At 72.6% G+C, this 25,470-nt stretch carries 24 protein-coding genes; 12 read left to right on the top strand and 12 right to left on the bottom strand.

Annotated features, from left to right (window positions below):
* Positions 1 to 10 precede the first annotated feature (10 nt).
* Both ACIBK6_RS30105 and ACIBK6_RS30100 read right to left on the bottom strand, forming a co-directional pair.
* Positions 11 to 868, bottom strand: a complete 858-nt coding sequence (locus ACIBK6_RS30105) for an acyl-CoA dehydrogenase family protein (protein ID WP_399054582.1) — start codon at positions 866 to 868, stop codon at positions 11 to 13.
* A complete protein-coding gene (locus tag ACIBK6_RS30100; protein WP_399054581.1) occupies positions 868 to 2,022 on the bottom strand; it encodes an acyl-CoA dehydrogenase in 1,155 nt (384 codons plus the stop codon). Before ACIBK6_RS30100 ends, ACIBK6_RS30105 begins: the two co-directional genes overlap by 1 nt.
* 192 nt (positions 2,023 to 2,214) lie before the next feature.
* Between ACIBK6_RS30100 and ACIBK6_RS30095 the strand changes: the two genes are divergently transcribed.
* Positions 2,215 to 3,750 (top strand): class I adenylate-forming enzyme family protein, encoded by a 1,536-nt coding sequence (locus ACIBK6_RS30095; RefSeq protein WP_399054579.1) that lies wholly within the window; start codon positions 2,215 to 2,217, stop codon positions 3,748 to 3,750.
* Positions 3,751 to 3,787: 37 nt separating this feature from the next.
* A complete protein-coding gene (locus ACIBK6_RS30090; RefSeq protein WP_399054578.1) occupies positions 3,788 to 4,732 on the top strand; it encodes a phosphatidylinositol-specific phospholipase C in 945 nt (314 codons plus the stop codon).
* A gap of 59 nt (positions 4,733 to 4,791) precedes the next feature.
* Here the strand turns inward: ACIBK6_RS30090 and ACIBK6_RS30085 are convergent, their stop codons facing one another.
* Complete coding sequence (locus ACIBK6_RS30085; RefSeq protein ID WP_399054577.1) at positions 4,792 to 5,322, bottom strand: EF-hand domain-containing protein; 531 nt, start codon at positions 5,320 to 5,322, stop codon at positions 4,792 to 4,794.
* 77 nt (positions 5,323 to 5,399) lie between these two features.
* On the bottom strand, positions 5,400 to 5,774 hold the full coding sequence (locus ACIBK6_RS30080; protein ID WP_399054576.1) for an STAS domain-containing protein: 375 nt from the start codon (positions 5,772 to 5,774) through the stop codon (positions 5,400 to 5,402).
* 212 nt (positions 5,775 to 5,986) lie between these two features.
* Between ACIBK6_RS30080 and ACIBK6_RS30075 the strand changes: the two genes are divergently transcribed.
* Positions 5,987 to 6,568, top strand: a complete 582-nt coding sequence (locus ACIBK6_RS30075; RefSeq protein ID WP_399054575.1) for a sigma-70 family RNA polymerase sigma factor — start codon at positions 5,987 to 5,989, stop codon at positions 6,566 to 6,568.
* Positions 6,565 to 7,941 carry a zf-HC2 domain-containing protein gene (locus ACIBK6_RS30070; protein WP_399054574.1) on the top strand — a complete coding sequence of 459 codons (1,377 nt, stop codon included), beginning with the start codon at positions 6,565 to 6,567 and terminating at the stop codon, positions 7,939 to 7,941. Before ACIBK6_RS30075 ends, ACIBK6_RS30070 begins: the two co-directional genes overlap by 4 nt.
* A 76-nt stretch (positions 7,942 to 8,017) precedes the next feature.
* Here ACIBK6_RS30070 and purU read toward each other — a convergent pair whose 3' ends face one another.
* Positions 8,018 to 8,869 carry a formyltetrahydrofolate deformylase gene (gene purU / locus ACIBK6_RS30065; RefSeq protein WP_399054572.1) on the bottom strand — a complete coding sequence of 284 codons (852 nt, stop codon included), beginning with the start codon at positions 8,867 to 8,869 and terminating at the stop codon, positions 8,018 to 8,020.
* A gap of 56 nt (positions 8,870 to 8,925) precedes the next feature.
* Entirely contained in the window at positions 8,926 to 9,363 is a 438-nt protein-coding gene (locus ACIBK6_RS30060; protein ID WP_382805796.1) for a hypothetical protein, read from the bottom strand.
* A gap of 182 nt (positions 9,364 to 9,545) precedes the next feature.
* Here ACIBK6_RS30060 and ACIBK6_RS30055 point away from each other — a divergent pair, with 182 nt between their 5' ends.
* Positions 9,546 to 10,907: an ABC transporter substrate-binding protein gene (locus ACIBK6_RS30055; RefSeq protein WP_399054571.1), complete on the top strand. Its 1,362-nt coding sequence runs from the start codon at positions 9,546 to 9,548 to the stop codon at positions 10,905 to 10,907.
* 52 nt (positions 10,908 to 10,959) lie between these two features.
* Here the strand turns inward: ACIBK6_RS30055 and ACIBK6_RS30050 are convergent, their stop codons facing one another.
* Together ACIBK6_RS30050 and ACIBK6_RS30045 are read right to left on the bottom strand one after the other, a co-directional pair.
* Complete coding sequence (locus tag ACIBK6_RS30050; protein ID WP_399054570.1) at positions 10,960 to 12,525, bottom strand: hypothetical protein; 1,566 nt, start codon at positions 12,523 to 12,525, stop codon at positions 10,960 to 10,962.
* Between the two features lie 156 nt (positions 12,526 to 12,681).
* The gene (locus ACIBK6_RS30045; protein ID WP_399054569.1) at positions 12,682 to 14,064 is read right to left on the bottom strand and encodes a transcriptional regulator; all 1,383 of its coding nucleotides are present in this window, start codon (positions 14,062 to 14,064) and stop codon (positions 12,682 to 12,684) included.
* 258 nt (positions 14,065 to 14,322) lie between these two features.
* On the opposite strand from ACIBK6_RS30045, the gene ACIBK6_RS30040 reads away from it, so the two are divergent.
* The 3 genes from ACIBK6_RS30040 to ACIBK6_RS30030 all read left to right on the top strand — a co-directional run bounded on the left by ACIBK6_RS30040 (position 14,323) and on the right by ACIBK6_RS30030 (position 17,493).
* The gene (locus ACIBK6_RS30040; protein ID WP_399054568.1) at positions 14,323 to 15,012 is read left to right on the top strand and encodes a bifunctional DNA primase/polymerase; all 690 of its coding nucleotides are present in this window, start codon (positions 14,323 to 14,325) and stop codon (positions 15,010 to 15,012) included.
* A 67-nt stretch (positions 15,013 to 15,079) separates the two neighbouring features.
* Entirely contained in the window at positions 15,080 to 15,904 is an 825-nt protein-coding gene (locus ACIBK6_RS30035; RefSeq protein ID WP_399054567.1) for an ABC transporter ATP-binding protein, read from the top strand.
* Positions 15,901 to 17,493: a transporter gene (locus ACIBK6_RS30030; protein ID WP_399054566.1), complete on the top strand. Its 1,593-nt coding sequence runs from the start codon at positions 15,901 to 15,903 to the stop codon at positions 17,491 to 17,493. The genes ACIBK6_RS30035 and ACIBK6_RS30030 overlap by 4 nt, the downstream gene beginning before the upstream one ends.
* A gap of 33 nt (positions 17,494 to 17,526) precedes the next feature.
* On the opposite strand, the gene ACIBK6_RS30025 is transcribed toward ACIBK6_RS30030, so the two are convergent.
* Both ACIBK6_RS30025 and ACIBK6_RS30020 read right to left on the bottom strand, forming a co-directional pair.
* Positions 17,527 to 18,390: an alpha/beta fold hydrolase gene (locus ACIBK6_RS30025; protein WP_399054565.1), complete on the bottom strand. Its 864-nt coding sequence runs from the start codon at positions 18,388 to 18,390 to the stop codon at positions 17,527 to 17,529.
* A 633-nt stretch (positions 18,391 to 19,023) separates the two neighbouring features.
* Positions 19,024 to 19,716: a metal-dependent transcriptional regulator gene (locus ACIBK6_RS30020; protein ID WP_329464597.1), complete on the bottom strand. Its 693-nt coding sequence runs from the start codon at positions 19,714 to 19,716 to the stop codon at positions 19,024 to 19,026.
* A 201-nt stretch (positions 19,717 to 19,917) separates the two neighbouring features.
* On the opposite strand from ACIBK6_RS30020, the gene ACIBK6_RS30015 reads away from it, so the two are divergent.
* The gene (locus ACIBK6_RS30015; protein WP_399054564.1) at positions 19,918 to 20,673 is read left to right on the top strand and encodes an SIS domain-containing protein; all 756 of its coding nucleotides are present in this window, start codon (positions 19,918 to 19,920) and stop codon (positions 20,671 to 20,673) included.
* Between the two features lie 72 nt (positions 20,674 to 20,745).
* Here ACIBK6_RS30015 and ACIBK6_RS30010 read toward each other — a convergent pair whose 3' ends face one another.
* Entirely contained in the window at positions 20,746 to 22,137 is a 1,392-nt protein-coding gene (locus ACIBK6_RS30010) for a PAS domain-containing protein (protein WP_399054563.1), read from the bottom strand.
* Between the two features lie 180 nt (positions 22,138 to 22,317).
* Between ACIBK6_RS30010 and ACIBK6_RS30005 the strand changes: the two genes are divergently transcribed.
* The gene (locus tag ACIBK6_RS30005) at positions 22,318 to 22,701 is read left to right on the top strand and encodes a VOC family protein (RefSeq protein WP_399054562.1); all 384 of its coding nucleotides are present in this window, start codon (positions 22,318 to 22,320) and stop codon (positions 22,699 to 22,701) included.
* A 304-nt stretch (positions 22,702 to 23,005) separates the two neighbouring features.
* Here the strand turns inward: ACIBK6_RS30005 and pdxH are convergent, their stop codons facing one another.
* Entirely contained in the window at positions 23,006 to 23,662 is a 657-nt protein-coding gene (gene pdxH, locus ACIBK6_RS30000; RefSeq protein ID WP_399054560.1) for a pyridoxamine 5'-phosphate oxidase, read from the bottom strand.
* A 271-nt stretch (positions 23,663 to 23,933) separates the two neighbouring features.
* Here pdxH and ACIBK6_RS29995 point away from each other — a divergent pair, with 271 nt between their 5' ends.
* A complete protein-coding gene (locus tag ACIBK6_RS29995; protein WP_399054559.1) occupies positions 23,934 to 25,043 on the top strand; it encodes a citrate synthase 2 in 1,110 nt (369 codons plus the stop codon).
* 123 nt (positions 25,044 to 25,166) lie between these two features.
* A complete protein-coding gene (locus tag ACIBK6_RS29990) occupies positions 25,167 to 25,343 on the top strand; it encodes a hypothetical protein (protein WP_399054558.1) in 177 nt (58 codons plus the stop codon).
* Positions 25,344 to 25,470: the final 127 nt, after the last annotated feature.

Raw genomic sequence — 25,470 nt, 5'->3', positions numbered from 1 at the left:
TCGTGACTGCTTACAGTGCTGAAGCCAGCGCCTCGGCCGCCTGCGCCGCCGACTGCCACTGCTCGGCCCGCACCCAGGCCCGCTTGAGGTGCAGATGCACATCGGCCTCCCAGGTGAACCCCATTCCGCCGTGCACCTGGAGGCAGTCGCGCGCGCCCCGCACGGCCGCCTCGTCGGCGAGCAGCTTGGCACCGGCGATCTCGTACGGGTCCTCGGTCACGGCCGCCGCGTACACCGCCGCCCGCGCCACCTCGGTCCGTACGAGCATCTCCGCGCAGAGGTGTTTCACGGCCTGGAAAGCGCCGACGGGCTGCCCGAACTGCTCGCGCCGCTTGGCGTGTTCGACCGCCAGCTCCGTGCTGCGGGCCGCACTGCCGAGTTGTTCGGCGGCGGTGAGGAGGACGGCTTCGGGGGCGGGCGTACGCGTCGCCCGCGTCCGGTGCAGCGGGGTCAGGGGGTCCAGCGAACGCATGGGCGTCGCTCCGGTGGTGTCTCCCTGTACGTGGTCGGCCTCCGCCAGCCAGGCGACGAGGCCGCCGTCGACGCGGGTCACCACCGACTGGCCGGTCGCCGCGCCCGCCACCGCGCCCGCCGCGAGATGGGTCGCCACCAGCGGGCCCGGCAGCAGCGCCCGCCCCGCCTCCTCGAACACGAGCACCGCCTCGGGAAGGCCGAGCCCGACCCCGCCCTCGCTCTCGGGCAGCCGCAGCGCGAAGAACCCCGCGTCGCCGAGGGCGCGCCACAACGCCCGGTCGAGCAGCGGCCGCTCCACGGCGGCCCGCAGCGCCTCCCGGTCGAAGCGGGCCGCCAGCAGCTCGCGCATGCCCGCCTTCAACGCCCGTTGCTCTTCGGTGAGTCGGAAGTCCATCAGCGCCCCTTGGGGAGGCCGAGGATGCGCTCGGCGACGATGTTCCGCTGGATCTGCGAGGTGCCGGCGGCGATCGTGTACGAGAGGGACGAGAGCCGGTCCTGGGTCCAGTCGCGGTCGAGGTCGAGCGAGTCGGGGCCGAGGATCCGGGCGGCCGTGTCGTACAGCTCCTGGCGGGCGTGCGAGTAGCGCAGCTTGAAGACGGACCCGCCGATGCCCGGGACCCCGCCGGTCCGCTCGGACTCGCTCACGTTCCACTGGGTGAGTCGCCAGAGCGCCGCGAACTCCGCGTTGAGGAGCCCGAGTTGGCGCCTGACCGCCATGTCGTCCCAGCTGCCCGTCTCCTTCGCCGCCGCCGCCAGCTCCGCGAGCGTCCTGCGGCAGGCGACCACCTCTCCCACGAAGGCGGTGCCGCGCTCGAAGGACAGGGTCACCATGGTGACCCGCCAGCCGTCGTTCTCCGCGCCGACCCGGTTGGCGACCGGCACCCGCACCTCGTCCAGGAACACCTCGGCGAACTCGGCCGTTCCGGCGAGGGTGCGCAGCGGGCGGACCGTGACGCCCGGCGCGTCCATCGGCAGGGCGAGCCAGCTGATGCCCCGGTGCTTCGGGGCGTCGGGATCCGTGCGCGCCAACAGCTCGCACCAGTCGGCGACTTCGGCGTGCGAGGTCCAGATCTTCGCTCCGGTGACGACGTACTCGTCGCCGTCGCGGACCGCCCTGGTGCGCAGCGACGCCAGGTCGGAGCCCGCGTCCGGCTCGCTGAAGCCCTGGCACCAGATCTCCTCGCCGCGCAGCACCGGCGGCAGCCAGCGGGCCCGCTGTCCGGGGGTGCCCTCGGCGGCGATGGTCGGACCGGCGTGCAGCAGCCCGACGAAGTTGGCGCCGACGTAGGGCGCGCCCGCCTTCTCGGTCTCCTCCAGGTAGATGAGGTGCTGTGTGGGCGTCGCGCCCCGGCCCCCGGCCGCCTCGGGCCAGTGCAGCCCCGCATACCCGGCGTCGTACAGCATCCGCTGCCAGGCGGTGTCGTACGCCCGCCGCGCCGGCCAGTCCAACGGGTCAGGTCTGGATGGGAGTTTGGGCAGTGACACCGCGAGCCATTCCCGCAGTCCGGCCCGGAAGGCCTCTTCCTCCTCGGTGTACGTCAGGTCCATCAGCGGGCCCGGTCGCGGGGCGCGCCGGCGCGGGTGGTGCTGTCGAGCGGTTCGGTCATGGGGTTCATGAGGTCGCCTCCGCGTATCTGATGGCCAGTCAGACTCCCAGGCTAGCTCCGCACCTCTGGACCAGCAAGGAGTGCGGGCTTACGCTCTGGCGACATCTGACGGGCCGTCAGTTAGGGAGCCGCCATGACCGGTACCGCCCACGCGTTGGGTGCGTCGCGCACGCTCTGGGAGCTCGTCGAGCGCCGCGCCGCGCTCACTCCGGACCGCCCGGTCCTCCTCCAGGGCGACCGCACCCTCACCTTCGGCGGGCTGCGCGAACGCTGCGAGCGGGTGGCGGCGGGCCTGTACGGCATGGGCGTACGGGCCGGGAGCGTGGTCGCCTGGCAGCTGCCGACCCGGATCGAGACGGCCGTGCTGTCGTTCGCGCTGGCCCGGCTCGGCGCGGTGCAGTCGCCCGTGATCCCCTTCTACCGCGACCGCGAGGTCGGCTTCGCGCTGCGCGCCTGCGAGGCGGAGTTCTTCGCGGTGCCGGGGGTGTGGCGCGGCTTCGACCACGCCGCCATGGCGCGGCGGCTCGGCGCACGGGGGGTGTTCGAGGCGTACGACCAACTGCCGGATGGAGAAGCGGAGTTGCTGCCGCCCCCGCCCGGCGACGGCACCTCCGTACGGTGGATCTACTGGACCTCGGGCACCACCTCCGACCCCAAGGGCGTGCTGCACACCGACCGTTCGCTGATCGCGGGCGGCTCCTGCCTCGCGCACTCCCTGCACCTGTCGGCCGCCGACGTGGGCTCCATGGCCTTCCCGTACGCCCACATAGCCGGGCCCGACTACACGGTGATGCTGCTGCTCTACGGCTTCCCCGCCGTGCTGTTCGAGCACTTCGCGCTGCCCGGCGCGCTCGCGGAGTACCGGCGGCACGGTGTGACGGTGGCCGGCGGCTCGACCGCGTTCTACTCGATGTTCCTCGCCGAGCAGCGCAAACAGCCCGGCCGGAAGGTGATTCCCACGCTGCGGCTGCTCGCGGGCGGCGGCGCGCCGAAACCGCCGGAGGTCTACCACGCGGTCGTACGGGAGATGGGCGTACAGCTCACCCACGGGTACGGCATGACGGAGGTGCCGATGATCACCATGGGCGCCCCCGACGACACCGCCGAGAACCTGGCCACCACCGAGGGCCGCCCGCCGCCCGGCATGGAGATCCGTGTCACCGACGAGGCGGGCGAGCCGGTGGGGCCCGGTGTCGACGGCGAAGTGCGGTTGCGCGGCGAGGCGGTGTGCCGGGGCTATCTCGACCCGGCACAGTCGGCGGCCGTCTTCGATGCCGAGGGGTTCCTCGTCACCGGCGACGTGGGACACCTCAGGGAGTCCGGGCACCTCGTCCTCACCGGCCGGATCAAGGACATCATCATCCGCAAGGGAGAGAACATCTCGGCCAAGGAGATCGAGGACCTGCTGCACACCCACCCGGGGGTGGGCGACGCGGCGGTGATCGGTCTTCCGGACCCCGAACGCGGCGAGCTCGTGTGCGCGGTGGTGGAACAGCCGTCGGGCGCACCGGAGTTAACGCTGGGCGGCATCACCGCTTACCTGCGCGAACAGGGCCTGTCGGTGCACAAGTTGCCCGAGCGCCTGGAGGTGGTGGAGGCGCTGCCGAGGAACGAGACACTGCGGAAGGTACTGAAATACAAGTTGCGGGAGCGGTTCGGCGGGGCATGAGCTCTGCGCCCCGCCACTCCCCCACGAGGATGGACCTATGGAACTCACCCGCAGACACCTCATACTCGGCGCCGCCGCGCTCTCCACCACCGCGCTGCTGCCGAACGCCGCCCACGCCGCCGTGCGGACCCGCGCGAGCGCGGACCCGGCCAACTGGATGGCCGCGCTGCCCGACAGCCGCTCGCTGCTGCGCATGACCATCCCCGGCACCCACGACTCCTGCTGCACCGACCCGCTCAACGGCACCGAGTGGTCGCACACCCAGAACTGGGGCCTGACCCAGCAGTTGCAGGAGGGCGTCCGCTTCTTCGACATCCGAGCCAACGGGCTCCAAGGCCATCTGAACGACGCGTTCGGGATCTACCACCGCGCGTTCTACCAGGGCATGACGTTCGGCGACGTACTCATCCAGAGCGCGGCCTTCCTGGACAGCCACCCGGGCGAAGTGCTGCTGATGCGGCTCAAGAAGGAGAACGGCACCAGCAACGACGTCGGCGCAAACTTCAAGAACGTGCTCAACGTCTACCTCGACCAGAAGGGCTGGCGGTCCCGGTTCTGGCTGGCCGACCGGGTGCCCACGCTCGGCGAGGCGCGCGGGAAGATCGTGCTCATCGCGCAGTTCGACAACGACTGGCCGGTCCTGCAGTGGCCCGGCGGCGACAACGACTTCCTGTCCAACCAGTACATCCGGCTCCAGGACGTCTACCAGGGCCTGGCCTGGCCGTCGTTGAAGACCGCCAAGGTCACCCAGCAGTTCGACAACGCGTACAACGACCAGAACTCCGCCCAGCTGTACATCAACTTCACCAGCTACGCGGGCGGCGGCTGGCCCAAGCTCAACGCGGACGCGATCATGCCGGGCGTGCAGAGCTATCTGACCGCCCGCCTCGGCCAGCAGACCCATCTGGGCGTCGTCCCGATGGACTTCCCCGACTTCCACTCGGACACGCTGCGCACGCTGATCGACTGGAACTGGCACTGACGTCTTTACGCGGTGAGTCTTTGCGCAGTCAGGGCAGGGTCGTGAGGTAGGCGGTCACGTCACGGCAGGGTCGTGAAGTAGGCGGCGAAGGCGGCCACCGCGTCCGGTTCGGTGACGCGGCCGTCGCCGTCCCCGTCCAGGGCCGCGGCCACGTCCGCCGCGACCATGGGCGACACTCCGAACGCCCGCAGCGCACGCTCGGCGTCGGACACGGCCACCGTGCCGACGCCGGCCGTGTCCGCCACCGCGAACGCGGCGTGCAGGAACGGCCGGGAGATCTCGGTGAACCCGGTCGTGCGGTCCCGCAGCCGTTTCAGCGCGCCGCCCACGAACTCCTGCCGCGTCACCCGCTGGTCGCCGTCCACGTCCGCGATCCCGGCCAGGCCCTGCCACAGCGCCTCCGCGCCGCCGTACAGCGCCTGGCCCTTGTCGCAGCGGGCGGTCGTGCCGAACTCGGCGAGCAGCGCGGCCGCCGCCGTCGAGAAGTCCTCGCGGTCGATCCAGCCGCTGCCGTCCTGGTCGAAGGAGGCGAACCGGGCCGCGACCCTGCGCTCGTACCCGGCACTCTCGGGACTGTCGATGCTGTCCATGCCCGGAGCGTACGACCCGGGGCGGCCGCGTGCGGGGGATACGGGAACCCGGGGCGTCGTCGCCGGGGCGGGCCGCGTTACGCGGAGAGCGGTTCGGCCAGGTCGTCGGCGGCGGAGCCGACATCGCCGTACACCTCGAAGAGGCGGCGCACCCCGAGGGCGGCGAGGACCTTGTTCACATGGGAGCCGTCCAAGGCGCCGCGCGCGGGCAGGATCAGCCGCAGCCGCCCCTGGCAGGAACGCATCAGACGGCGCGCCGCGATCAGCACGCCCACGCCCATGGAGTCGCAGAACACCACCCCGGAAAGGTCCAGGACCAGATCGTGGCGGCCCTCGGCGACCACGTCGTGCACCTGCCTGCGGAGCCTCGGCGCGGTCACCAGGTCCAGCTCGCCGCGCACCCGCAGCACGGTCCACGTGCCCCGCACGACCTCGTTCACCATCAGCGTCACGCCGCCGGCCCCTCTCTGTGCTGCCCGGCCCCCCTCCTTGCGCGGCTGCCCCGACGCGCTCCCGCGAAACACGTGCTTTTACCACCACGTCGCTTTGTGGGGGCGTACTTAGCGCAAACCAACCTGCATTGTCAGCCCGTCGCATTACATTCGTAGATACACAGAGACGGGCGCACAGGGGCACAGCGGGGAACGACAGGGTTGGGGAGCCTATGCCGAAGGACGCACCACCTCGGTGGGACCGCCGGATGCAGCAGCGGCTCGCGCGCGGGGAGGCGGCCGCTCTCGGCGAGTTCTACGACCGGTTCGCCTCGCTGGTGCACAGCCTCGCCCACCGCGTGCTCGACGACGAGGACGCGGCGGACCAGATCACCCGCGAGGTCTTCGGCTACGTGTGGGAGAACCCGGACGACTACGACCCCAAGCAGGGCTCGATGCGCTCCTGGGTCGCCAAGCTCACCCAGTGCCAGGCCGTGCAGCGGCTCCGCCAGTCCGAGGCGTCCTCGTACGCGGAGAACGGCGGGGGCTCGGCCGAGGAACTGGAGCAGAAAGTGCGGCGGGCCTCGGTGGCGGCCCGCGCCGACTACATCGTGACGTCGATGCCCGCGCCGCTGCGCGCCGCCCTCGAACTGGCCTATTTCCAGCGGCGCGACTACCGGCAGGCCGCCGCCGACCTCAGCATCACCGAGGACGAGGCGCGCCGCCGCCTGCGGCTCGGCCTGCAACTGCTGTCCACGGCCACCATCCGGCCGCCGGAAGGAGCCGCGCCGCCCGGTTACGGACGGGCGCTGTGAGCGGCCCGCTGGAGCAGGGCGAGCCCGCCCCGGACGACGACAACACCCCGCGCATACCGGCACCCCGGGCGGCGGGCGACGACCTGACGGGCGGCGGCCGCCGGGGCGGCTCCGGCACGTTCGTGCCCGGACCGCGCGAGGGTAACCGTTTCTCTGCGCCGGATGCGGGTGCGGAGGCGGATGCGGACCCGGCGCCGGAGCGGCCCGCCGTCGAGCGCCAGGCACCGGAGCGGCCCGCCGTCGAAGGCCCACTCACCGGCCCCGGCCCGCGCTCGCACACCGTGCTGAAGTCGCTGCTCGGGGCCTGGGCGCTGGCCGCGTGCTCGGCCGAGGAGACCGACGCCGTCGAGGCGCACCTCACCGAGTGCGCGCCCTGTGCGGAGGAGGCGCTGCGGCTGCGGGACGCGGTGGGGCTGCTACAGGCCGAGCGCAGCCTCGATCTGGACCCGCTGCTGCGCTCCCGGGTCCTGGAGAACTGCCTGGGCCGGCGCCCGGCCCGTATCCCGGTGCCGCTGTGGGCGGCCCCGTACGACGCGGAGACGGCCCGGCTCGACGCGCTGCTCAATGACTTCGGGGACGCCGAGTGGCACGCCCCGGTCCGGCTGAAGTGGTTCGAGCAGGAGCGGCAGGTCGGCCGCCGCACGACGGTCGCCGGGGTCATCGGACACCTGATGGCCGTCGACGCGCTGGTCGCGACCGCCCTCGGGCTCGAAGACCCGGTGCCGCTCGGCCCCGAGGAGGAGGCGGCCGGACCCACCGCGCGCACCGAGGCGCTGTGGCGGGCCGGTGCGTACCCGCTGACCCGCACGGTCCGCGAGCCCTGGCGCGACCAGTCCCACACACTGCTGCGCACGGTGTCGTTCGCGGGCCGGAAAGTGGCCGAACTGGACGTGCCCTACGGGGAGTTCGCGCTGCCGCTCCAGGACGCGATGCTGGACCGGGCCTTCGAGTGCTGGATCCACGCGGGTGACATCGCGGAGGCGGTGGACTATCCGTACGACCCGCCGTCCGGGGCGCATCTGCACCGCATGATCGACCTGGCCGCGCGGATCCTGCCCGCCACCCTGGCCGACCGCCGCCGGGCCGGGCTCGCCTCGCCCGCGCGGGGCCTGGTCGCGGCGGGCTCTCCGGGCCGTTCGCTGCGCCTGGAGATCGAGGGGGCGGGCGGCGGCGACTGGCACATCGCGCTGGACTCCCCGGCCGCCGTCGCCTCTCCCGAGCACGAAGTGGCCCATGTGGCCCTGGACGGCGTCGAGTTCTGCAGACTGGCCGCGGGCCACGTGCCGCCGCACGAGGCGGCGGTGGGCCAGCTCGGCGACCGGGAGGCGATCAGCGACGTACTGTTCGCGGCGGCGTCCTTGAGCCGGATGTGAACTCCCTGAGCCCCTCCGGCGATTGAGGAGCGGGGGTCCGGGGCAGCGCCGCGGACGACGGCCGTCGGCCCAAGACCTACGCGAACACGACGGTCCGCCGCCCGTTCAGCAGGATGCGGTGCTCGGCGTGCCACTTGACCGCCCGCGCCAGCGCCTGGCACTCGACGTCCCGGCCGATCGCGACGAGCTGCTCCGGCGTGACGTCGTGCCCGACGCGCTCGACCTCCTGCTCGATGATCGGCCCCTCGTCGAGGTCGGCCGTCACGTAGTGCGCGGTGGCGCCGATGAGCTTCACACCGCGGGCGTGCGCCTGGTGGTACGGCTTGGCGCCCTTGAAGCTCGGCAGGAACGAGTGGTGGATGTTGATGATCCGCCCGCTGAGCTGCTTGCACAGGTCGTCGGAGAGCACCTGCATGTAGCGGGCGAGGACGACCAGTTCGACGCGCTCCGAGCGCACCAGCTCCAGGAGCCGCGCCTCCGCCGCCGCCTTCGTGTCCTTCGCCACCGGAATGTGGTGGAAGGGCACGCCGTAGGAGGCGACGAGATCGGCGAAGTCGGTGTGGTTGGAGACGACCGCGGCGATCTCCACCGGCAGCGCGCCGATCTTGGAGCGGAACAGCAGGTCGTTCAGGCAGTGCCCGAACTTCGACACCATGAGGACGATCCGCATCCGCTCCTCGGGGCGGTGGATCTGCCAGTCCATCTGGAAGGAGTCGCCGACGGCCGCGAAGCTGGCGCGCAGCTTCGCGACGGTCACCGGGGCCTCGGCCGAGAAGTGGACCCGCATGAAGAAGAGACCGGTGTCGCGGTCGCCGAACTGCTGACTGTCCTCGATGTTGCAGCCCGTGATGTACAGATAGCTCGACACGGCATGCACGATGCCCTGCTTGTCCGGACAGGAGAGCGTGAGGACGTACTGGTCAGTCATCCAGGCAGGATGCCACAACCGGACACCCCCGCAGCCCCGCGCCCAGAATCCGGACCTCAGGCCGAGCGGGTCAGGATCCTCAGCACTTCGAGGGAGCGCGGCGGCGCGTCGGGGTCCTCGCCGTCGCTCTGCGCGAGCCGTACGTGCGCCTCACGCGCCGCCTGTACGGCCTCGGGCCAGGCGGGGTGGGCGAGGTAGGCGGAGACCGGGGCGTCGGCGCCGACCTGGTGCATGATGCGCAGCACCCGCAGCACCGCGAGGTCGACAAGCGCGGCCTCGCCGGAGTCCCGGAAGATCGTGCCGACGTACTTCTCGGCGGACCAGCTGTCCAGCCAGGTGTCCTCGACCAGCCGGTACACGGCGTCGGTGACGTCCCCGAACCCCTCGCGCCCGGCCAGCCAGGTCTCCTCGTGGAAGACGGGGTCGGAGAGCATGTGCAGCGCGGACCGTACGTTCGTACGCCAGCGCCACCACGGCATGTCATTCAACGGCATGCCGCCCATGGTGGAGGAGCGACGGCCGCGACGGGAAGAGCCTGCTGAACCTTGCTGCACGTTTTCGATCGTACGTTCCCCCCGTCCGCCGCCCGACCGGGCCCCGCAATTCACCTGTGCGTCACCCTGCGTTGACGTTTGCTCACTTCGCCGTTACCCGCGGGGCGGAAGTGTGTGGGCACATGACCGGTAACGGATGGCAGCGTCCTCGGGATCTTCGGCGCTCGACCCGGCTCCACCGCTCGCTCGGCACGACGGCCACCGTGTTCGCCACATGTTCGGCGGTGGGCGCCGGACTCCTGACCGGTTGCGGGGTGCTTCCTGGAGTCGCGGGGGGCTCCAGGGAGCCCATCACCGTCATGACCTGGGCCCCCGACGGCACCTCGGCCACCAACACCCCCGGCATGCCCGCCATGGCGAAGGCCTTCGCCCGCTGGGCCAACGCCAACGGCGGCCTCGGCGGACACGAGTTGAACGTCCTCACCTGCAACGAGCACAACACCGCGACCGGCGCGTCGGACTGCGCACGCCGCGCGGTGAAGGAGAAGGCGGTCGCCGTCGTCGGCTCGTACAGCCAGTACGGCAGCGCCTTCATGGCCCCGCTGGAAGCGGCCGGCATCCCCTACATCGGCGGCTACGGCATCTCCGACCAGGAGTTCACCAGCGGGCTCTCCTATCCCGTCAACGGCGGCCAGGCGGCGCTGATCGCGGGCAGCGGCCGGCAGCTGGCACCCGACTGCGAACTGGTCTCGCTGGTGCGCCCCGACACCATCTCCGGCGACATCCTGCCGGGCCTGCTCAACGCCGGGCTCGTCGCCGACCACCGCAAGCCCGCCACCGACATCCGTACGGCCGACGACGCCAGCGACTACACCCCGCAGGCCGAGCGCGCGCTCGGCCAGGCCGGGGCGGATCCGGCGCTGGCGGCCCGGCTCGGCCGGAAGGCGGCCGCGGAGAAGGCGCAGAAGGGCTGTGTGACGGCCGTGCTCGGCGACCGCACGGAAACGTTCTTCGACTCCTTCCGGCGGGTGGAGAGCGACGACCAGAAGGTGCGGGTGGCCTCCGTCATCGGCTCGGTCGGCCAGCCGCTGATCGACCGCACCGGCGGCAAGGACGGGCCGTTCGAGGGCGCCTACGTCACCGGCTGGTACCCGGAGGCCGACGATCCGCGCTGGGATCCGATGAAGAAGGTCATCAGCGAACAGGCCTTCGGGGACGACTCGATCGACGCGGCGGACGCCGGGGTGCAGACCACCTGGATCGCGTACACGGTCCTGAAGAAGGTCGTCGAGTCCCTCGGCCAGGACAGCGTCCACGCCCCCGATCTCGTCCGCGCGCTCAACACGGGCGTCAGCGTGGACACCGGCGGCCTCACCCCGGCCCTGCGCTGGCGCTTCGAGGACATGCTGGCCGCCCCGGACTTCCCGCGCATCATCAACCGCCAGGTGACGTTCCAGGTCGTACGCGACGGCCGGCTCGTCTCCCTGAGGAAGGGCTTCACTGATGTGAGCTCGACGCTGGAGGACGCGGCCGCCAACGGTTAGACGCCAACAGCTGGACGCCAACGGTCGCACGGGACTCTCGGACACGGGGCCCTCAGAGCTGGGTGGCGCCGCGCTTGGTGAGGCTGTACTTCGTGGCGATGCCGTTCCAGATGCCCGAGGCCTCCTGCTTGGCCTTGGTGGCGTCCCCGCTCGCCTTGTCGCCCTGGCCCGCGTCCTTGTCGCGCTTGGCGTGGCCGTCCTTGCAGTTCTTGCCCTTGTCGGCGGCCACCGCGTCGGCCCACGCCGCGTAGTGGTTGTCGGCGGCGGCCGAGGCCTGCCAGGCCTTGGTGAGGTCGCCGGACAGCTTGTCGTGGTCCGGCAGCTTGTCGAGGGAGAGCTGGCCGAGCCGGGTCACCAGGTCGGCGCGCTGCTTTGCGGCGCCGCGCAGCGCGGCGGCCGCCTGGTCGAGCTTGCCGCACGCGCGGATCTCGGCGACCGCGCCGATCACTGCGTCCCGGCTGCTGCCGCTGTCGGCGAGCACCTTGTCGAGCGCCTCGGCCTGGCCCTTGGCGGGGTCCGCGGCCCCGTCCTTGGCGCCGCCGCCGTCGCCGGTGGCGGGCGAACTGACGCCCGCGGGCTGCTGGTCGCCCTTCTTGGCGGAGCCGCTGTCGCCGCCGCTCAGCAGCGCGCCCGCGCCGAGCCCGATCACCGCGCAGCCGACGACGACGGCGGCGATCAGACCCACCGGCGACTTGCGCCGGGGCGCCTCGGGCTCGTACCCGGACTGCGGCCCGGCGGGCTCCGGGAACGGGGGTGCCGCCGCGAACTGCGGCTGCGGCTTGAACTGCTGCGCCGGGGCCTGCGGCGGCTGGTAGGGCGCCTGCTGCTGCGGCCGGTTCAGCGGTACGGAGGGCTGGAAGCGGGGCAACTGCTGGGTCTCGCCGCCCGGTTGCTGCGGACCGTCGGCCCGGAAGAGGCTGTCGAACTCGGCGGGGGGCTGCCGGTCACCCGGCGCGCCCGGGCGTATCCCGTACGGGGCGTCCTGCGGGGCCGGGGGCACCGGCGGCAGGACCTGGGTCGGGTCGGCGCCGACGGGGCCGGGGGCCGGGGCGCCGAGGAACCGGTTCGCCGCACCGGAGTTCTCCGGCGGCAGCGCGCCGGGCCCGCCGGCCACCGGAGCGATGAACTGGGTCGCCTCGGCATCACCGCCACCGGCCGGCACGGGGGCGAGGTACTGGGTGGCCTCGCTGCCCGAGCCCGCCGGGACAGGGGCTATGTACTGGGTGGCCTCACCGCCCTGACCGGCCGGCACCGGCGCGAGATACTGCGTGGCCTCGCTGCCCTGACCGCCGGGCACCGGGGCCAGGTACTGCGTGGCTCCACCGCCCTGACCGCCCGGGACCGGGGCTATGAACTGGGTCGCCTCCGCGTCCCGGCCGCCGTTCTCGGGCGGCAGGGGCTGCCCGAAGGTCTGCGGTCCCTGCGGCTGCGCGGCGGGGGGCGGCTGGGAGGCCTGGCCCTGGGGGCCCCACGGGCGGTCCCAGGGCTGGGCTCCAGGAGGCGCGGGCAGCGGCTCCCCGGCGCGCGGGCCACTGCCGTCGGCGGGCAGCACGACACCCTCGTGCGCGTGCCGCACAGCCGGATGCTGCGGCTCGTCACCCTGTCGGCTCTGCGTCACCGGAACTCCTGTACGTGGACCTCGTGGACCTTCTCAATCGTCGGTTCACGCTACCGGGTCCCCCCACGCCCTTGCCAAGCCCTCCCTCACCGCGGACCCGGGCGGGGTTCGGCCGCAGGTCCTGAGCAGGCCCGGGCGGAGTTCGGTCGTGGGTGCTCAGGCCGCCTGGGCCTCCATGCGCTCGCCGAACTCCCGCACCGCGGGCTCGTTCCCGTACGGCTCCAGTCGCTCCTGGAGGTCTTCCAGATAGTCCACGCCCCGGTTGGAGCGCACGGTGGACAGGAGCTCCACCGCCCGGGTGCCCGTCGCGCACGCCTCCTCCACCTCGCGCTGCTGGACCTGCGCGGTGGCGAGCAGGACGAGGCCGATGGCGCGCCGCCTGGCCCGCGTCTCGGGGTGCCCGGCCAGGGACTCCTCGGCCCGCCGCGCGGCGGCCTCCGGCTGGCCCAAGTCCCGGTGGCAGTGGGCGAGTTCGTCCGCGAGGTAGGCGTGGTCGAAGTGCGCGATCCACGCCGGGTCGTCGCCGGAGCCGTCCGCCGCCGCGTCCATCGCGGTGAGCGCCCGGCCCGCCACCGTCTGGCAGGTCCGCGCGTCGCCGAGCAGCGCGTGCCCGCGCGCCTCGGCGGCGTAGAACATCGCCTCGGCGCGCGGGGTGACCCGGCCGCGCGCTCCTTCCTGCGCGGCCCGCGCCAGCTGGGCGATCTCGCGCGGGTTGCCGAGCTGGGCGGCGAGGTGGCTCATGGACGCGGCCAGGACATATCCCCCGTATCCCCGGTCGTCGGCGGCCTGGGCGAGCCGCAGCGCCTGGATGTAGTAGCGCTGGGCGAGGCCGGGCTGGCCGGTGTCGACGGCCATGTACCCGGCGAGTTCGGTGAGCCGGGCCACCGCCGCGAACAACTGCCGCCCCACGGACTCCCGGTAGGACCCGGCGAGCAGCCCGGACACCACACTGTTGAGGTAGTGGACGACGACCGGCCGCACATGCCCCGCCCCGAACCGGTGGTCCAGCTGCACGAGGGCGTCGGTCATGGCGCGTACGGCCTCGACGTCGGCCGCGCCGACCCGCTGCCCCGCACTGCGCGCGACCTGGGTGTCGGCGCCGGTGATCAGCCAGTCCCGGCTCGGCTCGACCAGCGCCGAGGCGGCCACGGTGGAGCCGGACAGGAAGTCGCGGCGCCCCACGTCGCTGCGCCACAGCTCGCAGACCTGCTCGATCGCGCCGAGCACGGTGGGCGAGAACTGGAGGCCCACCCCCGTCGCGAGGTTCTTGCCGTTGGCCATGCCGATCTCGTCGATCGTGACCGTACGGCCCAGCTTGCGGCCCAGCGCTTCGGCGATGATGCCCGGCGCCCGGCCCCTGGGCTGCTGTCCGCGCAGCCACCTCGCCACCGACGTCTTGTCGTAGCGGAGGTCGAGGCCCCGCTCCGCGCCGACCATGTTCACCCGCCGGGCGAGCCCGGCGTTGGAGCATCCGGCTTCCTGGATGAGCGCCTGCAGCCGTTCATTGGGCTGGCGGGCGACGAGCGGCCTGGCTGCCATGAAAACCCCCTGAGGCGGCAGTTGATCACAACAGATCACTGCCCTGCGAATATGCAGAGAAACGAGGAGAATCCGGAAAATGGCGTCATTGCCAGCATTCCCGTGAGCTTCCCCGGCATATGGCTACCCCGCCGCCGCCCCGCAGCCGCACGCGCGCCCCCGCCCATGCACCCATGCGCCCCATATGCAGGACCGATACCGCTGATCCCGCGCTTCCCGCGCCCGTAACCCTCGGTGGTGGCGGGAGTTGAGTCCGTCGTGGAAGAAACCATCACAGGCACCGGCACCGGTACGGAATCCGCGCTGATCCCCAAGCAGCGCGGCGAACAGCTCCTGGACAGCGCCGTACGGTACGCGGAGGAACGGCACTGGGACGTGTTCCCCGGCACCTCCCTGGAGGCGGACGAGGGCGTCGAGCGCTGCTCGTGCGGTGACACCGCGTGCCCGAAACCGGGTGCGCACCCGGCCCGGCCGGACTGGGCGACCCAGGCCACCGGAAGCGCGGTCGCCGCGCGCCGCCTGTGGGCGAAGCAGCCCCGGGCCTCGATCCTGCTTCCCACCGGGCGCACCTTCGACGCCATCGACGTACCGGAGTCGGCCGGGTTCCTGGCGCTGGCCCGCATGGAGCGCATGGAGCTGACGCTCGGCCCGGTCACCTGCACCCCCGACCGCCGGATGATGTTCTTCGTGCTGCCGGGCGCGGGCGCCAAAGTCCCGGATCTGGTACGCAAGTTGGGGTGGACGCCCGCCGCGATCGACCTGGTCACCCGGGGCGAGGGCGACTACGTGGCGGCGCCCCCGACCCGGGTCGGGGGGCACGGGGCGGTGCAGTGGGCGCGCCGCCCCACCCCCGCGAACCGCTGGCTGCCGGACGCCGAGGAGCTGATCTGCCCGCTCGCCTACGCCTGCGGCCGCGAGGCCGCCGCGGCCAGGGCACGACGCCCCTAGCACAGCTGCCGCCCCCGGCTCTTATGGTGTCTTGGTAGGCACCATCACGGGGACGAAAGGCACCACCATGCCGGACCAGGCATACGAAGGAACGGCGGACACGGCGGGCGGAGCGCGTACGGCGGCGCCCGCCGTCCGCGTTCAGGGGCTGTGGAAGCGCTTCGGCGAGCAGATCGCGGTCGCGGGGATCGATCTGGAGCTGCCCGCGGGCAAGTTCATCGGGCTCGTCGGCCCGAACGGCGCGGGCAAGACCACCACGCTGTCCATGGTGACGGGGCTGCTCAGGCCCGATCAGGGCAGGGTGGAGGTGGCCGGCCACGACGTGTGGCGCGATCCGGTCGCCGTGAAGTCCCGCATCGGGGTGCTGCCGGAGGGCCTGCGCCTGTTCGAGCGGCTCTCGGGCCGCGAACTCCTCGGCTACTCCGGCCGGTTGCGCGGGCTGCCCGGCGCCGAGGTCGACAAGCGGGCCGCCCAGCTCCTGGACGTACTCGACCTCGCGGGCGCCCAGCACAAGCTGGTGGTCGACTACTCGACCGGCATGCGCAAGAAGATCGGCCTGGCCGCCGCCCTGCTGCACAACCCCGAAGTCCTGTTCCTGGACGAGCCGTTCGAGGGCGTCGACCCGGTGTCCGCGCAGACCATCCGCGGCGTCCTGGAGCGCTACACCGCCTCCGGCGCCACCGTCGTCTTCTCCAGCCACGTCATGGAGCTGGTCGAGTCGCTGTGCGACTGGGTCGCGGTGATGGCCGCGGGCCGCATCCGCGCCCAGGGCACCCTGGCCGAGGTGCGCGGCGACGCCGGCTCGCTGCAGAACGCCTTCCTCGAACTCGTCGGCGCGAACGGCCGCGACGCGGGGGACTCGCTGGACTGGCTCGGCGGCGGTACCCGATGAGCACCTCCACCCTCACCCCCGTCTTCGTACGCCTGAAACTGTCGCTGCTCAAGAACGGACTGCGGCAGTCCAGTGGCCGCCGGGCCGCCTACATCACCTCCGCGGTGCTGGCCCTGCTCTTCGCGGCGCTGCAACTGCTCGGCCTGATCGCGCTGCGCGGCACCGCGCACGCGAGCACCGTGGCCGTGCTGAGCGTGGCGCTGATGGCCGTCGGCTGGACCGTGCTGCCGCTGTTCTTCCCGAGCGGCGACGAGACCCTCGACCCGACCCGGCTCGTCATGCTGCCGCTGCGGCCGCGCCCGCTGGTCGGCGCGCTGCTGGTGGCCTCCGTGGTGGGGATCGGGCCGCTGTTCACGCTCTGCCTCGTGCTCGGTTCGGCCATCGCGGTCGCGCACGGGGCCGGCGCGGTCCTGACCGCGGTCCTCGCCGTGCCGCTCGCGCTGCTCGTGTGCCTCGCGCTGGCCCGCGCCGTCGCGGCCGCCAACACCCGGCTGCTCACCTCCCGCAAGGGCCGCGACCTCGCGGTGCTGAGCGGTCTGGTGATCGCGGTGGGGTTCCAGTTCGTGAACTTCGGCGCCCAGCGGCTCGGCAGGTCCGGCGGGCTCTCGGCGCTCGACCCGGTCGCGAAAGTGGTGCGCTGGCTGCCGCCGGCCTCCGCGATCGGCGCGGTCGACTCGGCGGGCGCGGGCGCGTACGGCCGCGCGACGGCCCAACTCCTGCTCACACTGGCCGCGTTGGGGCTGCTCCTGTACGCCTGGGAGCGCTCGCTGGTGAAGCTGATGACCACGCCGGACGGATCGACGCTCGCCGCGTCCGACGCCTCCCGCAAGGAGTCCTCGGGCAAGGGGCTCACCGGACTACTCCCCGAGGGCCGCACCGGCACCGTCATGCTGCGTACGCTGCGCTACGCCTGGCGGGATCCCAAGACCAAGGCGGCGTGGATCACTTCGCTCGCCATCGGGCTGATCATCCCGGTCTTCAACGCACTCCAGGGCCACGGCACCGTCTACTTCGCCTGCTTCGCGACGGGCATGCTCGGCATGCAGATGTACAACCAGTTCGGGCAGGACACCTCGGCGTTCTGGATGGTGCTGCTGACCATCTCCTCGACCCGGGACGCCTATCTGGAGCTGCGCGCCCGGGCGTTCGCGCTGCTGCTCGTGACGCTTCCGTACACGCTGCTCGTGACCGTGGTGACGGCGGGCATGCTGGGCGACTGGACGAAGCTGCCCGAGGTCGTGGGGCTCGCGCTGGCCCTGTTGGGCGCGATGCTGGCGACGGGTTCGGTGGCGTCGGCGACGCTGGCGTACTCGATTCCGCAGGACAGCCGCAAGAACGTGGCGCCGGGGCAGGGCGGCATCGCGTTCCTGTCGATCATGGGCGGGATGGCGGCGAGCGCGGTGCTGTGCGCCCCGCTGATCGCGCTGGCCATCTGGCTGCACGTGTCCGGGGACCACGGCGCGCTGTGGCTGCTGCTGCCGCTGGGCGCGGCGTACGGGGCGCTCATCGGCTGGGTGGGGCTGAAGGTGGCGGCGCCGCGCGCGGCGGCCCGGCTGCCGGAGATCCTGACGGCGGTCAGCACGGGGTGAGCGGGCGGGGCCGACGGAGGCCGCGCGGCGCGCTCATGGTGTGAGCACCCCGTCGAGGAACGGCTCGATCGCGTTGCGCCAGCCGTCCGGCTGGTCGTAGTGGACGAGGTGGCCGGCGTCGGCCACCTCCGCGTACTGGCCGCGCGGCAGGACCCGGACCATCTCCTGGGACTCCGCGCGGCCCAGCTCGCCGTCCAGACCCCGCACCACGAGGGTGGGGCAGTCGACCTGGGCGAGCTCCTCCCAGTGCGCGTCGTACACCCAGGTCTCGCGGGAGGTCAGCATCTGGCGGCAGGAGAACACCGGGCGCCAGCCGTCGGCGCGCTCGGCCATCACCTCGGCGAAGAACTCGCCCCGGGCGGGGCTGGGCCGCTCCACCCACGGGTCGTCCTCGCCGAACCACTTGCGTACGTCGGCGAGCGTCGCGAACGGCACCGGCCAGGACTTGAACCAGTCCTCCCACTCGCGCTGGGAGGCCGCGCCGAGCGCCGAGGCCCGCATGTCGCAGATGACCAGGGCGCGGACCAGGTCGGGGCGTTTGGCGGCGAGCTGCCAGGCGGTGAGGGCGCCCATCGAGTGGCCGATGAGGGTGACGGGGGCCAGGCCCAGCTGCTCTACGGCTGCCTCGGCGTCGGCCACATAGGCCTCGCGGGTGTACGGGCCGTCGGCGGGCTTGTCGCTGCGGCCGTGGCCGCGCTGGTCGATGGCGACCGGCCGGTGCTTCTCGGCGAGCCAGCGGGCCGTGGAGGCCCAGTGCGAGGCCCGGCCCATCAGCCCGTGGAGGAGTAAGACCCCCGGAGCCCCCTCGGTCTCCGCGCGGGCCTTGGGCTGCTCCGCGAACTCCCAGGCGGCGAGGCGAACCCCGCCGGTCCCTGTCACATCGATGCGCCGCACCATGTGTTCCGGCACCCCCTTCAGCCCCCGACAGCTCCCGAGTGGTCAGTTCCCGGCAGAGTATCGAACCCCTATTCGAAAACTCGCGTCTCTCACGCAACACCCCTCGTTCGAGTGACCACGCTCAAGGATTGACGCCCTGCGCCGAGGGGAGATCTTCTCCGGGAGGCGGGCCGCTCGGGGAAGACGGTCCGCGGGGGTCGACCCTGGGAGCTCGGGGCTCCGGGTCGACACCGGGGAGGACAGGCCCCGGCGCCGCGAGGCGCCGGGGCTCTGCTCTTTCCGAAGCGGGCGGGCTGGGCGGGCGACCGAGGGCGCACGGGCAGGCCGGGGCGTCGAAGGTGGTGCGAGTGGTCCGAACGGCCTCATGCCGCCGCCCCCTCCCCTGCCCGCGCCTCTCGGGTCATAAGCCTCAAGCCACAGCCTCGCACGCGATCCGCCCGGCCGCTGCCATTCCACCCGGAAACCGGCCTTCCCCGCAACCTTCTCCGCACCCTCGGCGGACTGCCCTCAACTGCCTTGACAGGAAAGGGCGATGACAGTCCGTTACGAGAGGTCGCGAAGGAGGGAGCAAGGGGGACGGAAGGGGACGCAGACGGAGAGCCGGCACCCGACCGCCCCCGACCGGCGGTCGGCTCAGCGCTTGGCGACGAAGACGTGCGAGGCGACGTCCGCGCCGAGCTCGGCGGCCTCGCCGCTGCTGCCCACGAGGACCCCGCCCGGCGACTGCGTCACGCTCACCACGGAGCCGGGCTGCACGCCCGCCCGTCGCAGCGTGTACATCAGCTGGGCGTCGGTCTGGATCGGCTCGCCGATCCGGCGCACGACGACCGTCTTGCCCTCGGGGCCCGGGTCGAGCTCACCCAGACTGATGATGCCGTCCTCCAGGAAGGCGTCCGCCTCGGCCTTCTCGCCCAGCTCCTCCAGGCCCGGGATCGGGTTTCCGTACGGAGACTCGGTCGGGTGGCGGAGCAGCTCCAGGACGCGGCGCTCGACCGCCTCGCTCATCACGTGCTCCCAGCGGCACGCCTCCGCGTGCACCTGCTCCCACTCCAGGCCGATGACGTCGACGAGCAGGCACTCCGCGAGGCGGTGCTTGCGCATGACGCGGGTGGCGAGGCGGCGCCCCTCGTCGGTCAGCTCCAGGTGGCGGTCGCCCGCGACCTGCACCAGGCCGTCGCGCTCCATGCGCGCCACCGTCTGGCTCACCGTCGGCCCGCTCTGGTCCAGGCGCTCGGCGATGCGGGCGCGCATGGGGACCACACCCTCCTCTTCGAGCTCGAGGATGGTGCGGAGATACATCTCCGTGGTGTCGATCAGTCCGGACATTCGTGCCCCTCGATGCTCTGACAAAAAACGTCGTACCGCTGGCCCTGACCCAATTCTGACGCATGCCACTGACAACCGTCCCGCAGCGGCCGGGTCGCATCTTGACCAGGTGCCGTCCAGCCCCGTATTGACAGGGGAAAGGTCCAGACCGCACCGTGAGCGCGCACGGTCGTTACCCCACCCCGGAAAGGGTCCTCGGCGATGAGCGAGAGCAAGCTGGCCGGTCAGTTCTTCGACGCCGCGATCGGGCTTCTCCAGCGGGTACGGGACGAGGAGTCGCTCAGCATCGCGGCCGCCGGGGCCATCATCGCCGACACCGTCCAGGAGGGCGGCCGGCTCTTCGCCTTCGGCGCCGGGCACTCCTCACTGGCCGCCCAGGACGTGGTCTACCGGGCCGGCGGGTTCGCCCTGATGAACCTGCTCGCGGTGCCCGGGGTGGTCGGCGTCGACGTCATGCCGGCCACGCTCGGCTCCGCCCTGGAGCGGGTCGACGGCCTCGCGGGGGCGGTCCTCGACTCCAGCCCCGCCAAGCCCGGCGACGTACTCGTGATCATCTCGCTGTCCGGGCGCAACGCGCTGCCCGTGGAGATGGCGATGAACGCGCGGGCGCTCGGCCTCAAGGTCATCGGGGTCACCTCGGTCGCCTACGCCGACAGTATGAAATCCCGGCACGTCTCGGGCACGTTCCTGCGCGACCACTGCGATGTCGTACTCGACAGCAAGATCGCGGTGGGGGACGCGGAGCTGACCCACGAGGACATCGAGGCGCCCTTCGCGCCCGCGTCCACCGTGGTCACCAGCGCGCTGATGCAGGCGACGATGGCGGCGGCCGTCGAAGCGCTGGTGGCCCGTGGCGTCGAGCCGCCGCTGCTCCGTTCGGGGAACGTGGACGGGGGCCATGAGTGGAACGGGCGGGTCATGGCCCAGTACCGGGACCGGATCTTCTTCCGGCACTGAGCGGTGGGCCGGTACCGACGCCGAGGTGCTGGGGCCCCGCCCCGGACCCCGCTCCGCAAGCTCCCCCAAGGCCTAACGGGCCAGGGGGGACCCCCATGAGGGGCTTGAGATCGCCGCGGCCAGATCCATCGCCGCCGCCACCCGTACCGCCACGCTCTCCGCGTACGCCGCGTCCGGGCGTTCGAAGGCCGGGCGGGACGCGCCGCGCAGGAAGGTGAGGACGCCCAGGGTCCGGCCGCGGCTGCGCAGGACCGCGCACAGGGCGTGCGCCGCGTCCGGCGGCCACTGGCGCTCCACCGCCCAGGGTTCGCCCGCCGCGCCCGCGCTGTCCCGTACGGAACCGGTCCGGTCCACCGACTGCAGCGCCGGGTGGCCCGCCGGATAGCGGACCGGGATGCCGCCGCCCGCCACCGGCGCGACCGGGCCGGGCGCGCCGGCCGGGGTGGCCGCGGCCCGCACCAGGCGCTCCCCGGCGAGCAGGTCCACCAGCGCGTGGTCGGCGAATCCGGCGAGCGCGAAGTCCAGGTAGCAGGTCGCCGCCTCCATCGGGTCCTCGCACTCGGCGGCGGTCCGCGCGGCGCGGTGCAGCTGGTTGGAGCGGAAGCGGAGCCGGTCCGCGTCCTGTTCGGCGCGTTTGGCGTCGGTCACGTCCTGGAAGAGCCAGCCGACCCCGAGCGGAACCGGTTCCTCCGCGAGCGGTGACGACAGCCGCAGGAAGCCGCTGCGCCAGCAGCGCCGCCGCTCCCCCTCGGCGGTGCGCAGCGTCACCCACAGCTCGGCGGGGCTGGTCGGCGACCCTTCGGCGAGTACGTGGTGGAGCGCGCCCTCCAGTTCTTCGACGCCCTGGACGATGAGCTCGCCCAGCGGGCGGCCGAGCGGGGTCGCCCGGCCGGTGCCGAGCGCGCGGGCCGCGTAGGAGTTGACGACGGTGGGCCGCAGGTCGACGTCGACCAGCAGCACGCCCCAGGAGCCGTCCTCGAACAGGGCCTCGCTCAGCGCGATGGACCGCTCCAGGTCGATCTGCGCGTGCACCTCGCTGAACGCGCAGTACACCCCGGCCGCGGCGCCGTCCGCACCCCGCACGCCCGCCGACTGGGTTCGGACCAGGACGCGGCTGCCGTCCTTCCTGAGCAGGGCGAACTCGTGCACCTGGCGGCCGGGCGCGGCCATCACCGCCATCAGCCGCCCCTGCACCTCCTCGGCGTCGGCGGCCCGTACCGCCCAGCCCGCGAACCCCCGCTGCCCGACGGCCTCTTCGGCCGGCCAGCCGAGGATCCGCTCGGCCTCGCGGTTCCAGTGGGTGACCACGCCGTCCGCGTCGAACGCGCACAGCGCGGCGTCCATTCCGTCGAGCAGCGCGGCGAGGAGGTCCCCGCCCGGTTCCGGCCCGGCTGGGCCCGTGGGTCCGGTACCGGACCCGTCCGGAACCGGAGCACTGGCGGTCTCGCTCCGGGAAGCACTCATCCTGGCACCCCCTGCAGGACGTGGTCGCCGCATCACGCGGCTGACGCGCGGACTACGCACGTCGGATCATTCAACTCGAACGTGACGCAGCCCACACCTGGTTCCCCGAAATCCCTTGCTCCATACGGTGGTTACCGGCCGCCGGACACGCCTTCCGGCCGGGCGGGCATAGTGGCGTCCATGACATCTCTCGTACGCCATGTCACGATCGACTGCGCCGACACCTACCGGCTCGGCACCTTCTGGGCACAGACCCTCGGCGGCACCCTCGCCGAGGACGACCAGGACGGCGACCCCGAGGCGACCGTCACCGCGGAGGGGATCGCCCTGCTCTTCATCGAGGTGCCGGACGCCAAGGCGGTGAAGAACCGCGTGCACCTCGACCTCCAGCCGCAGGACCGCAGCCGCGACGAAGAGGTCGAGCGCCTCCTTCTCCTCGGCGCCACCCTCGTCGCCGACCACCGCCGCCCGGACGGCACGGGCTGGGCCACGATGGCCGACATCGAGGGCAATGAGTTCTGCGTGGAGCGCAGCGCCGAGGAGCGGGCGCGCACCACCCGATAAATAGGTTGAGGGCCACCGGGGGGCTGCCTAATGTGTGGTGCACACGAGAAGGGAGGTGGTTTGACAGATGTATGCAAACCGGACGCGTGAGGTGACTGCGGGCTGACGCCTGCCAGTCGCACTCTTTGTGCGGTGCCGGCATGATGTCGGCCGAATTCCCAAGCAGTCACCGACCCGCGGGCTCGCCGGTACGTCCGGCCGGCTCCTCTCCGGAGGAACCCGAGCCCGCGGGTTTCTGCATTCCCGCCGGGTTTCTGCACGCCCGCGGGATTCTTCACGCCCGCCGGGTTTCGGAACCCGGCCCTCAGGGCGAGAGCCGCTCCACGCGCCAGGCACCCTCGTCCGCGACGTACCGCAGCCGGTCGTGGAGGCGGTTCTCGTGCCCCTGCCAGAACTCGACGGCTTCGGGCGTGATCCGGAAGCCGCCCCACTGCGGGGGCACCGGGACCTCACTGCCTTCGGGGTGGCGGGCCGCCAACTCCTCGTAGCGCGCGGTCAGTTCGGCCCGCGATGGGATCACCGTCGACTGGGCGCTGGCCCAGGCGCCGAGCTGGGAGCCGTGCGGCCGGGTGCGGAAGTAGGCCTCGGTCTCCTCTCGCGCGACCCGGGTCGCGGTGCCCGTGACGATGACCTGGCGGGCCAGCTGGTGCCAGGGGAAGAGCAGCGAGGCGTGCGGGTTCGCGGTGAGCTCGGCGGCCTTGCGCGAGGCGTAGTTGGTGAAGAAGACGAAGCCGCGTTCGTCGTAGGACTTCAGGAGCACCGTACGGGTGGAGGGGCGGCCGTCGCCGGTGGCGGTGGCCACGACCACCGCGTTGGGCTCGTGCAGCCCGCCGGCCACGGCCTCCTTGAACCAGCGGCCGAACTGCTCCATGGGCGTGGCGGCCAGATCCTCCTCCGAGAGGAGGGTGGTGCGGTACTGCGCGCGCATCGCTGCGGGGTCCAGGTCGGTCACGGCAACCATCCTGCCGCACCGCCGCCGCGGCCCCGGCGGGGGTGCAGTGTGCCCGCCGGGGCCGGTCACTAACCGTCCAGTGGTGCATTGGAGCGGTGTGCCGGATGTCACGCTTCCCCGTGTCGTCGGGACCCGCCAAACTCTGCGCTGGGCCACTGTGGCCTCCATACACGCGGTGGCCCCGCGGTGGGGTTTCGGCCCCCCGTACGGGGCATCACCGAGGGACCCGGGGCACACCGCCCGCCCGCAGCCCGTCGCACCCATCATGAGGAGCCGCCTGATGTCCGACTTCGTACCCGGACTTGAGGGAGTCGTCGCGTTCGAGACGGAGATCGCCGAACCGGACAAGGAGGGCGGCGCCCTTCGCTACCGGGGCGTCGACATCGAGGACCTGGTCGGTCACGTCTCGTTCGGGAACGTCTGGGGGCTGCTGGTCGACGGGGCGTTCAACCCCGGCCTGCCGCCGGCCGAGCCGTTCCCGATCCCCGTCCACTCCGGCGACATCCGGGTGGACGTGCAGTCCGCCCTGGCCATGCTGGCGCCCGTGTGGGGGCTGAAACCGCTGCTCGACATCGACGAGCGGACCGCCCGCGACAACCTCGCGCGGGCCGCCGTCATGGCGCTGTCGTACGTCGCCCAGTCGGCGCGCGGGCAGGGCCGGCCGATGGTGCCGCAGCGCGAGATCGACAAGGCACAGTCGGTGGTCGAGCGCTTCATGATCCGCTGGCGCGGCGAGCCGGACCCCAAGCACGTCAAGGCGGTGGACGCGTACTGGACGAGCGCCGCCGAACACGGCATGAACGCCTCGACGTTCACCGCCCGCGTCATCGCCTCGACCGGCGCGGACGTGGCGGCCGCGCTGTCCGGCGCGGTCGGCGCGATGTCGGGGCCGCTGCACGGCGGGGCGCCGTCCCGGGTGCTCGGCATGATCGAGGAGATCGAGCGCACCGGCGACGCCACCGCGTACGTGAAGCAGGCCCTCGACAACGGCGAGCGCCTGATGGGCTTCGGCCACCGGGTCTACCGCGCCGAGGACCCGCGCGCCCGGGTGCTGCGCCGCACCGCGCGCGAGCTGGGCGCGCCGCGCTTCGAGGTGGCGGAGGCCCTGGAGAAGGCGGCCCTGGACGAGTTGCACGCCCGGCGGCCCGATCGGGTACTGGCGACGAACGTGGAGTTCTGGGCGGCGATCGTGCTGGACTTCGCGGAGGTCCCGGCGCACATGTTCACGTCGATGTTCACCTGTGCGCGGACGGCGGGCTGGTCGGCGCACATCCTGGAGCAGAAGCGCACGGGCCGCCTGGTGCGCCCCTCGGCCCGCTATGTGGGCCCGGGTTCGCGGGACCCCCGGGAGATCGAGGGATACGCGGATATCACGGACATTGCGCACTGACCTGCCTGGACGCCAACGGGTCCCACGCGTGGAGTAGTCGTTAGGCCACTCAGCGCGACAGTGTGCCACGTTCGAGCTAGCGTCGGAATGGTCAGGTTTGTCCAGCGAATGAGGAGTTCAGCTGTGAGCATCTTCCGACGCGCCGCCGTTGTGGTCGCGCTTTCCGCCGCAGTCATAGTCCCCGCCGCCGCGTCCGCGCAGGCGGCTCCGCAGGCCGCTCCTCGCGTAGCGGCCGACGACGACGACGGTTTCTGGTGGCACCACCACGGGGGCGAGCACAACTTCATCGACATCCTCTGACCGGGGCCCCGGTCCGAACGGCACGGGCGCGGGGGGGGGGGGGGGGGGGGGGGGGGGGGGGGGCCCCGGGGCGCCGCCGCCCCCCCCCCCCCCGGCGGGCCGGGCCCCCCGGCGGGGGGGGGGTGGC

The sequence above is a fragment of the Streptomyces sp. NPDC050485 genome, assembly GCF_044458185.1.
Classification (GTDB): Bacteria; Actinomycetota; Actinomycetes; order Streptomycetales; family Streptomycetaceae; genus Streptomyces.
Note: the sequence above shows the minus strand (reverse complement) of the source record. Positions and strands in the feature narration are given on the sequence as shown.